At 40.8% G+C, this 12,265-nt stretch carries 6 protein-coding genes and 3 pseudogenes; 6 read left to right on the top strand and 3 right to left on the bottom strand.

Annotated features, from left to right (window positions below; all coding sequences use genetic code 11):
* Positions 1–11: 11 nt before the first annotated feature.
* The 3 genes and pseudogenes from istA to L3V77_RS12130 form a co-directional block, all read left to right on the top strand.
* Positions 12–1,544: an IS21 family transposase gene (gene istA, locus L3V77_RS12120; RefSeq protein WP_275136758.1), complete on the top strand. Its 1,533-nt coding sequence runs from the start codon at positions 12–14 to the stop codon at positions 1,542–1,544.
* 9 nt (positions 1,545–1,553) lie between these two features.
* Positions 1,554–2,174: pseudogene (locus tag L3V77_RS12125) on the top strand (ATP-binding protein).
* 670 nt (positions 2,175–2,844) lie between these two features.
* Positions 2,845–2,994: pseudogene (locus L3V77_RS12130) on the top strand (IS5/IS1182 family transposase); the annotation flags it as partial.
* Positions 2,995–3,370: 376 nt separating this feature from the next.
* Here L3V77_RS12130 and L3V77_RS12135 read toward each other — a convergent pair.
* A complete protein-coding gene (locus tag L3V77_RS12135) occupies positions 3,371–4,198 on the bottom strand; it encodes a sugar phosphate isomerase/epimerase family protein (RefSeq protein WP_275134394.1) in 828 nt (275 codons plus the stop codon).
* Between the two features lie 238 nt (positions 4,199–4,436).
* Between L3V77_RS12135 and iolG the strand changes: the two genes are divergently transcribed.
* Positions 4,437–5,471, top strand: coding sequence for an inositol 2-dehydrogenase (gene iolG / locus L3V77_RS12140; protein ID WP_275134395.1), 1,035 nt, complete (start codon positions 4,437–4,439; stop codon positions 5,469–5,471).
* A gap of 143 nt (positions 5,472–5,614) precedes the next feature.
* Positions 5,615–7,555, top strand: a complete 1,941-nt coding sequence (iolD, locus tag L3V77_RS12145; protein WP_275134396.1) for a 3D-(3,5/4)-trihydroxycyclohexane-1,2-dione acylhydrolase (decyclizing) — start codon at positions 5,615–5,617, stop codon at positions 7,553–7,555.
* Between the two features lie 136 nt (positions 7,556–7,691).
* Here the strand turns inward: iolD and L3V77_RS12150 are convergent, their stop codons facing one another.
* Complete coding sequence (locus tag L3V77_RS12150; RefSeq protein ID WP_275134397.1) at positions 7,692–8,528, bottom strand: MurR/RpiR family transcriptional regulator; 837 nt, start codon at positions 8,526–8,528, stop codon at positions 7,692–7,694.
* A gap of 301 nt (positions 8,529–8,829) precedes the next feature.
* On the opposite strand from L3V77_RS12150, the pseudogene L3V77_RS12155 reads away from it, so the two are divergent.
* Positions 8,830–9,518, top strand: a pseudogene (locus L3V77_RS12155) (LysR family transcriptional regulator); the annotation flags it as partial.
* A gap of 121 nt (positions 9,519–9,639) precedes the next feature.
* Here L3V77_RS12155 and L3V77_RS12160 read toward each other — a convergent pair.
* Positions 9,640–11,076, bottom strand: coding sequence for a glycoside-pentoside-hexuronide (GPH):cation symporter (locus L3V77_RS12160; protein ID WP_275134398.1), 1,437 nt, complete (start codon positions 11,074–11,076; stop codon positions 9,640–9,642).
* Positions 11,077–12,265: the final 1,189 nt, after the last annotated feature.

Here is a 12,265-nt window from a genome sequence, read left to right on the forward strand (position 1 = left end):
AGGAAGTGATGATGCCAAAAAAGAGAACACCAATGACAAAAATTAAAGAGGTTTTACGCCTTAAATTCGAGTGCGGATTGTCATACAGAAATATCGCTTCCTGCCTGAAAATTGGTTGTGCGACCGTATCTGAAATCATCAGCCGTTTTAATCAAAGCCAAATAGGTTGGCCGCTCCCTGATAGCTGTTCAGATACAGAGTTAACCAATGCGCTTTATCACCCTAAAGGAGCGAATAAAACCAAAGCGATGCCAAACTTCGCTAACTGTTGTACGGAACTAAAAAGAAAAGGCATGACGAAACTGCTGTTGTGGGAAGAATATTACGAGCAATATCAGGAGCGAGCCTACGCTTATACTCAGTTCTGTGAACATTACATGCGTTGGTTAAAAAAGCAGAAGCGTAGCATGCGACAGACCCACATCGCAGGTGACAAACTGTTCATTGATTACTGTGGCCCAACGATCCCAGTCGTTAACCCTGACACAGGAGAGAGCCGTCATGCCCAGGTTTTTGTTGCCACTCTTGGTGCATCCAATTATACCTACGTGGAAGCAAGTGAGAGTCAAAAACTAGAGCACTGGCTGGAAGCCCATGCCAATGCCTTCGAGCACTTCGGCGGGGTTCCAAGGTTGTTAGTCCCTGATAACCTGCGTTCGGCTGTCACTAAGCATGACCGCTATGAACCTCAGCTCAACGATAGTTACCAGAAGCTATCTAACCATTACCAGACGGCTGTCATGCCTGCTCGACCATACAAACCTAAAGACAAAGCAAAAGCTGAAAATGCAGTGCTCATTGTTGAGCGTTGGATAATGATGCGGCTACGACACAATACCTTCCACACGTTCAAAGAGTTAAACCTAGCCATCCGTGAACTAATGAATGACTTGAACCAAAGGGAAATGAAACAGTTAGGAGCCAGTCGTCAGGCACTGTTCGAGCAGTTAGATAAACCAGCACTGAGGCCACTTCCAATCCAACGTTACATCTATACCGAAACTAAGCGGGCAAAAGTTGGGCCTGACTACCACATAGAGTACAGAAAACATTACTACTCTGTGCCTCACCAGTTAGTGGGACAACATGTTGAACTGGAAGCCACTTCTCGCTTGATACGCATTTATTATCAAGGAAACCTAGTCTCACAACATCCATGTAGCCTAAAAGAACGAGGGATAAGCACTTACCCCGAACACATGCCCAGCAACCATCGGTATCAGAAATGGTCTCCTGATCGGTTATTGCGCTGGGGAGAACATATTGGTGCTGCTATTCGTGAAATGGTGAATGTTCAACTGATGAAAAAGGCACACCCTGAACAAGCTTATCGCAGCTGCCTTGGCTTATTGAACCTGAGTAAAAAGTATGGTGATGTTCGTCTAGAGCAAGCCTGTAAGGATGCGCTTTTAATCAATAAACCCTATCTTAAGTTCGTCAAAAACTTGTTAGTAAATCATCGGGAAGGCCAACTCTCATCAGAAACTCAAACTACACCCAACATAAAGCACAGTAATGTTCGTGGCCCTGACTTTTACCACTAGGAGTACATAATGAACCAGATAAATGAACAACTAAAAGCACTTCGCCTTGGTCATGCAGCACAAGCTTTAGAGCAGCAACGTGAGCAGCTATCCACTTACGCAGAGCTAGCGTTCGAAGAAAGGCTAAGCTTACTTCTAGAGAGTGAATTACTTAACCGTAACCAAACTAAAATCCAAAGGCTCAAGCGACAAGTAAAGCTAAGAGTAGATGCGCAGGCAAAACCTATATCGCTTGCGCTTTATCGGGTCAGGCTTGCGAGCAGCAACATAGCGTTCGATATTACCGTTTGAGTCGCTTACTGGATGATCTAAGTTCAGGCCGTCTTGACGGCACATATCAAAAACAACTACTGGCACTGTCGAAAAAAGGCTTACTCATCCTCGATGACTGGGGAATGGAAAAGCTCACACAGGATCATGCAGGTCATTTACTGGAGTTACTTGAAGACAGGTATCAGGTCCGCAGCACGATTATGATAAGCCAACTTCCTGTAAAAGAATGGTACAACATGATAGGAAACGCCACGGTTGCTGATGCTGTTTTAGACCGATTAATCCATAACAGCCACCGACTGGAACTAGGGGGGAGAATCAATGAGAAAACTGGCGCAATCCGATCAGTTAGAGTAAAACTAGAGGTAGAGAAAAGCGGTAGGGTCAGATGATCGGATTAAACCGAAACGCCCGATCGGAATCGCCGAAATACGCAATAAGAATAATGCTTTAGTTCAGTTAACCCTTACAACCGTAGATATTAACCACTAAGATAGATGTTACACTTTCAAGGATACATATCAAACTACCAACACAGGCGGTTTCTGCAATAAATCTGGAAAGATACAAAGGGAAAGGTATTAGAGCCTTGTCCAGAAAAACCGACTTTTTAGTGTTTTTTTCCTAAAAATGCTAGGCTAACTATACCACTTTCCGGAACTTTCACTACAGGCAACAGCTCTATTTTTACCTGTCATTAAATCATTTATGCCCCAATAAATGAGCCAGAGAGGGATTGAACATGCTTTATCAATCTTTTGAATTTGACTTATATTTCCTCATGCAAGAATAGGCAAAAATGTCTACTGGAGTCTGGGCATTCCAAGATTGGTTAACTTAGTGTCTAGTCTTGATGGTGCAGATCAAATAGCTTGTAGTTAATTTTGACAATAAAGATTGATCAATTTTAAACACGTTTTTGGACACAAAACCTTCTTAGAGTAATCACTTAAATTAGAAAAATACAGATAACTTTTGATATCGGAAAGTCACTTCGTGAAATATCCAGTTCTGCTGGTACGGATTAGAAACCGCAATGTATCTAGTTAAACAGTTGCTTGGTGGCCGTTTAAGTTTAAGAAATTACAATGCACAGGTGGGGGGAACTTGCGCCATGATCAAAGCGTTGAATAAGCTTAGTGGGTTAGGTATGCCTATAACTTGTCGTATTGGCTAATAAGCACGCGAAATGGGACGACTCTGTCTCTAGACTGAATTACGCAACAAAGCAGTTCTAGGGCTATAAAATGCGTAAACATCCCTTACCCTAGCTATTGCATGGATTTAGTCATTAAATGCTTAGGCCGGTTATGAAGAACGTTGAGCTTTTATCTATTAGGCATCAAAAAATGAAAGGTCACAATGACAAAATTAAAGCACTCAGCAGCACCAAACACACAGGGTTAATATTGGTGAGTATTGTACCAATACAGTATACTATTTAAATAATACTCACATAATTACGAATATCCAAAAAAAATGCCAATCAATAAATTGATTGGCATTTATCTTTATGTTGGTAACCATATAAGAAACAACTATCTTTTATGGCATTAATCCATCAATGCCTTCATACCTTTTAGCATATCTTCAGCGATGGTGTAGTGGTCAGCTTCCCACAGTTGGTCATTTAGGAACTCACCAGAATAGAAGCCTTCGTAGCCTGTGCTGCGGATTGCATCAACCCACTCTTTCAGTGGAATATCGCCTTCGCCGACAATTACACCACGAAGTTCTTTTTCATCGACCCAAGGCTGACCTACATCAGGGCGAGAACCATCCGCAATATGTACGTTGTAGATAAGTTCTTTATCAATGCGAGCCATCTCTTCAGGTGTTGCACCACGACACGCCCAAAAGTGCCAAGTATCTAGGATAAAGCCAAAGTTATCACGACCAACAGCATCGTATAGGCGGCAGTAATCATCCAGAGATGAGATAGGGCACCAAGCTGCGCCTTCATACTGAAAACGAATACCGTGCTCTGCACCAATATCAACCATATGACGGATATTTTGCGCAGTCAGGCGAATGTTGTCTTCTTTAGAAAAACCATTCAATGCTTCAAATGCGTTTAGCTGGATTGTTGGGCAACCAATCTCTTTTGCAAATTTAGACAGCACTTCTACTTCATTGAATATACGCTTTTGCATCTCTTTATCTGGCGCTTCACAGTGGCCAATAATATCGATAGCTGATGGTGCGATACCTGCAGCATCCATATGTGCTTTGAAATCTTGTGCTGTAAAGCCAGCATTGATGTAGCGCCAAAGCTTTTCAGTGTGGATTTCTAGGCCTGTGTACCCAGTTTCTTTTGCTAAACGGATATCACTAACAATATTTCCGTGTAGAGAGCACATACCATGTAATGCAAATTTCATATTCATATCCTTTCTTATAAACCAAGTATCTTCATTTACTGAATAGCATACAATGCGATGGAAAATATTTTTTGCTTAATGTCTCACTTTTCAATAAAATCAAACGAAAGATGAAAATCTTGTTGTTATATTACCCTCAACTCCTGATCTTGAAGGGGTTTAACTCTCGGCGTAATGAAAATTATTTTTCAATTACGTGTTTTGGGTCACCATGTTGTTAGTTTATTGAGGAATTGTTATGTTTAATATCGCGCTATTTGGTACAGGTCGTATTGGTAAAGTTCATGCGGAAATTATCGACAGCCATCCTGAAATTAATCTTTACTCTGTCATTGACCCATACCTACTAGGTGCAGAAAGCATTGCGCTGAAATATCAAGCGGTGATCCAGTCGATTGAAGAAGCAATGACAGATGAGAATGTACATGCTGTATGTATCGCATCAGCAACGGATACACACGCAGACTTAATCGAGCTAGCAGCCAAAAATGGCAAAGCTATCTTCTGTGAAAAACCAATTGACCTATCTTTGTCTCGCATCCAAGAGTGCTTGGCTGTAGTAAACGAATTTAAAGTACCGTTCTTGGTTGGTTTTAACCGTCGTTTTGATCCTAACTTCAGTTACGTAAAAGAACAGTTCAGTCAAGGTAAGATTGGTAAAGCAGAGTCATTGGTAATCACTTCTCGTGACCCACTTCCACCACCAGCAGAATACTGCAAAGTATCTGGCGGAATGTTCCGTGACATGAGTGTTCATGATCTAGATATGGCTCGTTATATGATTGGTGAAGAACCAATTTCAATTACAGTACACGCATCTTGTGTTGTAGATGCCGCAATTGGTGAAGCCGGTGATGTAGATACAGCAACTATCGTGCTTGGTTTTCCATCGGGTGCAAGCGCAACCATTATCAATAGTCGCCGTTCTGGTTATGGCTATGATCAGCGCCTTGAACTACACGGTGAGAAAGGCCTACTGAAGGTCGATAACCAAACTGAAAATCTTGTCCAATACTGGGGTGAACAAGGCTGTACAGGTACTAACCCAGAGTTCTTCTTCCTTGAACGTTACAACAATGCCTATATCGCAGAATGGAAACACTTTGCTGACATCCTAGCGGGACGCACTGAACCATGCTGTAGCGGCATTGATGGTCAGATAGCCTTACAACTAGCGGAAGTAGCAGAAGAAGCTGCACGTACTAAGAAGACCATCACCCTAAATTTGGTAAAAAGCGAGTGCACTGAGAAAGTAGCTGAGCTGACGGACTAATCCCCCTAAGCAACATCGTGAAGCGAGACTATGGGGCATGCACTATTGACGGCCCCATAGGTAATAAAATAATGAAAACAAACATGCTCTTGGCCTACTTAAAGATGCTGAGAATAAAGCTAAATTGTGGAGCAAATTGAATTATGAATACTATCCGCCTAACCACTTCTCAAGCTCTGGTTAAATTCTTGAATCAACAGTACATCGAAGTAGATGGTAAAGAAGAAAAATTCGTTCACGGCGTATTTACTATCTTTGGTCACGGTAACGTGGTTGGTCTTGGCCAAGCACTAGAGCAAGATGCAGGTGAGCTTATCGTTCACCAAGGCTGTAACGAGCAAGGCATGGCTCAAATCGCGGTAGGCTTTGCTAAGCAGCAGAAACGCAAGAAAATTTATGCGGTAACATCTTCTGTAGGCCCTGGTGCTGCAAACATGGTAACAGCAGCGGCAACAGCTACAGCTAACCGCATCCCTGTACTATTACTACCTGGCGACGTATTTGCTACTCGCCAACCTGACCCTGTAATTCAACAGGTAGAGCAGTTCCACGATTACTCAGTAACCACCAATGATTGCTTCCGCCCTGTATCTAAGTTCTTCGATCGTATCTTACGTCCAGAGCAACTAATGACAGCGATGATCCATGCAATGCGTGTACTGACTGATCCAGCTGATACAGGAGCTGTCACTATTTCATTACCGCAAGATGTACAAGGTGAAGGCTATGACTTCCCTGAGTCTTTCTTTGCAAAACGTGTTCACCGTATTGAGCGCCGTCCTGCAACTTCTGCGATGATTCAAGATGCAGTTGAACTAATGAAAGGCAAAAAGAAACCTATGCTTGTATGTGGTGGTGGTGTTCGTTATTCAGAAGCACACGAAGCGTTTGCTGCATTTGCTGAGAAGTTCAATATCCCATTCGGTGAGACTCAAGCGGGTAAATCAGCAGTAGTATATGACCACGAACTGAATTGTGGTGGTATCGGTGCAACTGGCGCAATGGCAGCTAACCTACTCGCTAAGGAAGCAGACGTTATTATCGGTGTAGGTACCCGTATGACTGACTTCACAACGGCTTCTAAATCTCAATACCAAAACAAAGACGTTGATTTTATTAATATTAACGTAGCGTCTTACGATGCATATAAACTTGATGGTACTCGTATTGTTGCCGATGCACGTGAAGGTCTAAATGCACTGTCAACGGCGCTTGAGGAAATTGGTTACCAGTCTGGTTACACCGACGAAATCTCTGATGCGAAGCAACGTTGGACAGCAGAGCTTGCTCGCATTGATAACGTAACTTACGAGAATGTCGAGTTTACTCCAGAAATCTCAGGTCATGTTGATAACAGCTTACTGGATGAGTACTCTGCAATTTTAGACTCTAAGCTATTACAAACTCGCGTTCTTGGTATTCTGAATCAAGAGCTTGAAGATGATGCAATAGTTGTTGGCGCAGCAGGTTCTATTCCTGCAGATCTACAACGTGTATGGCGTCCAAAACAACCAGATACTTACCATATGGAGTTTGGTTACTCTTGCATGGGCTATGAAATTGCAGCGGCAGTCGGCGCTAAAATTGCACGCCCAGATCAGCCTGTATACGCCTTCCTTGGTGATGGCTCATATATGATGCTCCACTCTGAAATCCAGACCGCAATTCAAGAAGGTATCAAGATTAACATCGTATTATTTGATAACATGAGCTTTGGTTGTATCAACAACCTGCAGATGAGCCAAGGCATGGGTAGCTTCGGTACTGAAAACCGTCATCGTGATCCGAAAACAGGCAAACTAACGGGTGATCCTGTACCAGTGGATTTTGCTAAAAATGCGGAAAGCTACGGTTGTGTGACTTACACAGCTCGCACAGAAGAAGAACTGATTGCAGCACTAGCTGATGCTAAGAAGCAAACAGTATCAACTTTGATTGATGTGAAAATCTTACCTAAAACCATGACGCACGGTTATGAGTCATGGTGGCGTGCAGGTACGGCACAAGTAGCAGACAAACCTGAAATAGAAGCTGCTGCTGCTAATATCAAAGAGGTGTTAAGCACTGTTGCTCGTCCGTACTAATCTCGTTTATTGAAGTCCTCTAAGGTATTGGGGGGCAACAAACAAAGAATCCTCATTGCTCGTTTAAGTGCAATGAGGATTCTTATTTTAGGAGGAATGGTGTGGTAGTGTGCAACCTAGAAATAGAAAGTAATGCTTATTCAATTATGGTGTTTTGACACATCAAACTCACTGCCAAACTCTGTGTTAAATAGATAGAAGAGCTCAATGAGCGAAAGCCCATTAGGTTACCTTCTTCAACAACAAAACAAACATCGGTCTTTTTACCAATTTCGTTAATGTGAGAATCACTGATCACAATAGAAGGTACATCTTTCCCTTTAGCCAATTCGATCACCTCAGTGGTCTCGGGAGCATAAGGAGTAAAGGTAACGGAAAATAGTACATCTTTACTATTCATTGCTCGGGTAAGCGGTTTGAGCATCCCCCCAGCATCATCCAACAACACCACACTCTTGTCAGACTTCATCAACGCATACCAAAAGTAAAACGCGACAGGAAAAGCACGACGAGTACCGTGAATATAAATAGTTTCAGCGTTATTGAGCATGTGTAATGCGCGATTGAGTTTATCTGCTGACACTGAATGCTGCAGGTTTTTCATTGCTTCTAGGTTAGCGTCACCAAAACTCTTAAAGATATCGAGTGAGCTTTTACTAGAAAGATCGTTATAGATATATGCTTTTTTAATGCGATTTTCATACTCGACAGGGATATTAAAGAAGTGATCTTTAAATAGGATTTGCATCTCACTAAAGCCAGAAAAACCCATAGTATTAGAAAAGCGACTTAAGGTAGAAAGTGGAACATTGGCTTTTTCAGCAATCACTGTCATCTTCTCAATTGCAATCACCATTGGCTCTGCAAGAATAAAGTCAGCAGTTTGCTGCAACCTAGCGCTCAAGCTGTCATATTTCTTGGCGATCAACTCTTTTAGCAGGTCAAGATCTTGTGGTTGCTTATTTTCTGCCATTTTTGCCTTTCCTGTCTCTTTAATTCGATAAGCTGTATGATAAAATTTTATCGAACCAACTGTGCATTTAACACTTTATCGACAAATATTTAAAATAGAACAAGTTTCATAACTTGTTGAGCTTGTATAACAACAATTTTGCTGAATGATACAGCTAAAAAAGCATACGTGTATAGAAAATAATTTTCACAATCAACTCTGAATGCAGATCATGGGTTTTAGATGTGAACCGTATTACCTTCCTTAGAAAAGAGGGTTTAATCTCTAATCGTTCAAATAACCAACAACAACGGGGTGTGAAATGCTCGATAAAATGGCCTTTTTTGTTTACGTAATCCGCACCGGTTCAATATCGTCAGCAGCTAGGCAATTTAATATTTCGGTCTCAGCGGGTAGTCGCTTGCTACAAGATCTCGAACAGCATTTTAGTACCACTTGATGTCGCCGCTCTAATCGTTTATTGGAAGCAACACAGGCTGGGTAAACACTCTACGAGGAGTTTCCCCATTAGTGGATAATGCCGAGCGGATAAGCCGTAAGCTAGAAGGGTTTCAGGAAACAGAAAAAGGTCACATCAAGATTGCATGTACACCTGTCTACGCCAACCATTTCTTAATGGATCAAATTGCAAAGTACAGAAAAATGAACCCACAAGTGACTTTCAATATTAACGTCACCCCATGGGCGCTCGATCATGCAACCACTAACGATTTAATGATAACCGCAAATGCTAGCTTTCGAGGTTATAGGGAAAAAGACTTACTCTTGGTCAAACGTGAATTAATACAATGTCCCTTTGTGGTCGTGGCTTCACAGGAATATCTGCTCGAAAACTCCGAACTACAGCACCCTGATGAGTTGCAGCACCATGCGTGTCTTGTCGCCACAACACTTACAGGAAGCAATGATTGGATCTTTAGGCAAGGACTGGACAACTTGGTCCTTAAAGTTCCTAAGGCCATAGAAGTGAATGATAGCGACTTACTGCTCACTTCTAAAGTAGAGGCACAACCGGCTTAACAGACTAGAGTTCTAAACCCGTCCAAGCCCACAACATCTGTTGTGGGCTTTTTTGTTCACATAGGGTACAGTTTTACCCTGTTTACCCTGCTTAGACTGGTTTTGTTATTAGGTCATCTTTCTTAGAAGCGTCATCGAGTGGCTCTTCGTCAATCATGCCTTTAGATTTCATTTCAGCCATAATATTTGAGTAATTCTTGTCTAGCTGGTAGCGCCACATGAAAAATACGATTGCAGTCCAAGATAGTGCGATACCCCAAACATACATGTTATTTGTCATTTGAACTGCGCTTGGAATCTCTTTCTCTAGACCTGTAAAGCCAGAGCTTCCCATTAACCAACCGATTACTGCAGACGACACACCACCACCAACTTTCTGACCGATAGTAAATGCAGAGAAAACAACAGCCTGAAGACGAATGCCTGTTTTCCAATGTCCGTAGTTCACTACATCCGCCATCATTGTAAACATCAGGCCAAACAATGGTGCTTGTCCTAGACCACGGATAGCGGCAATAACACAAGCAGTTATTGGATCAGGTTCAGTAACTAGGAATGTAAGCTGCGCAATAACAATGAGAACTGCACCACCCAAAACTAAGTCACGCTTACTAAAATTAAACTTAACAACCAGTGGAATCATCGCAATGATACCAAGGATCTTTGGTACCGTTTCCGCAATGGTTAACCAACCAAAGTATTCATTGTTACCTAAGATGTACTGCGCGTAATATGTTGCACCCGTGCCACTGAAGTTCATATAGAAACCTAGTGCAATAGATGACAACGTGATGTTAATGAAGTATTTGTTTTTGAAAAGTAAAACAAGTTTTTCCTTCACTGGTAGCGTTTCGGCTTCTTTAGCTGCAGCCATATTAACGCGTTCTTTAGTACCGAGGAAACACCAAGCTAGACAGCCAATGGCAATCACTGAATATAAAGTGATTGCTTTAATCCAAGCATCTTGACCGCCACCTAACCAGTTGATTAGAGGGAAAGAACATGCCGATACAATCATAAATGCGATTGGTGACATAGACATTCTGAACACGTTGATCTTAGTTAGATCTTTCTCATTAGTTGTCATGAGAGGTGCTAAGAGGCCGTAAGGTAGGTTCAAGGCTGTGTAAACGACAGTGGTACAAAGATTATAGGTAATGAATATGTATATACCTTGCACTAACGTTGACGCTTCGGCGGGTATTGAGAACAGCATGATTGCTGAAATGGCGTAAGGAAGTGCCATCCATAACACCCAAGCTCTTGCCCGACCATGTGGCGAGTGGATTTTATCTACGAGGAAACCAATAGCAAAATCGGTGAAGCCATCAAAGAATTTCGAACACATGATGATAGTACCTACCATCATTGCTGAAATTCCCATTACATTTGTGTAGAAGTAAACAACTAAGCCTGATGTTAATGCAAAAACCACATTACAGGCTACATCACCCATCCCGTAAGATACTTTTTCAGAAAACGAAGTTTTAATATTCGACGATCCTGAACTATTAGAGGTACTGTCCATAAAAAACCTTTTTTATTTTAATATAAAAAGAACTGCATAAATTTGTATATTGTTTGCAGAACTTTCAAGAATAAATCTAACTAATTCACGGTTTCGAGAGAATAAGTAAGAATATAAATAAAAAAATTTTTCCAAATCCTTTGTGTGAATACTAATGCTTAAAACAAATTATCACCATATGTAATCTATTTTTTATCAATAGAATGATATGCCCGTCACGATAACTTGCCTTGTCAAATAGAAATCATTCTCAATTGTCATTTAACTATTTGATTTTACAAAGAAATAAAATATAGTGAACAAGATCACATTTTATTGCAGTTAAAGAACACGGACTTGACATTAATAAAACAACAAACAAGAAAGCGGAAAATTTTTTTCAATTAGGTTGAGAATAGATATCAAGAGTAGATTGGGGGTTTTTACGGTTGACAACTAACCATAGAGGAAATTGAAGTCATTATTGATCTAGATATTGATCACACTTTCTTTTACATGAGCTTTAATATAGACACGAAACTAACCAATTCTTATAACATGCTTAGTTGTAATCTATTGATGTCACATATTAAAAAACGCGGATAAATTAAAAATAACATGTAGAATCTTTTATAAAAAAGGCATGAGAAACTCTCGTTTTTACCGAAGGGAAGTCATTCTTTAATCAGACAACAAACGCACTTTTCTTTAAAAGTCAGGTTCAACCCAAAAGCTTTGAAAACAACAGAAGAAATGGCCAGTTATTCAAAAAATGATGATTTGACACTTATTCGGACCAGCCCCCCATTTACAGTGGTATTATTTCTTGAAGCGTTTGCTTGTCAACCTATCAAACTGACCGCAGTAACACCAACTAGGTCTGCACTAGCTCGACAAGCATCAGTACTCACTGTCTCCTCTATATTATTCCTCAATAAAGACATTGTTAATTGTATGCTTCCGCAGTGTTATGGAAGTAATAGAAATTATTTTTCATAATTATTTACCATTGATTCCTTAATAAAAGGAGACCCTCGTCACGTTACATTACATTCATGAACTTATAAATCTTCACAATCCAACCACGATTGAATGTAAATATTTGTTTTTTATGAATAAATATTTAATGTCGATTGGGCCACAAAGATTAGCAAAATTTCAACACTGCTTTGTTAGTGAGATCTATGACAAAAAATCATGAAAAATATTT

This window comes from Vibrio sp. DW001 (assembly GCF_029016285.1).
In the GTDB taxonomy this organism is placed as follows: domain Bacteria; phylum Pseudomonadota; class Gammaproteobacteria; order Enterobacterales; family Vibrionaceae; genus Vibrio.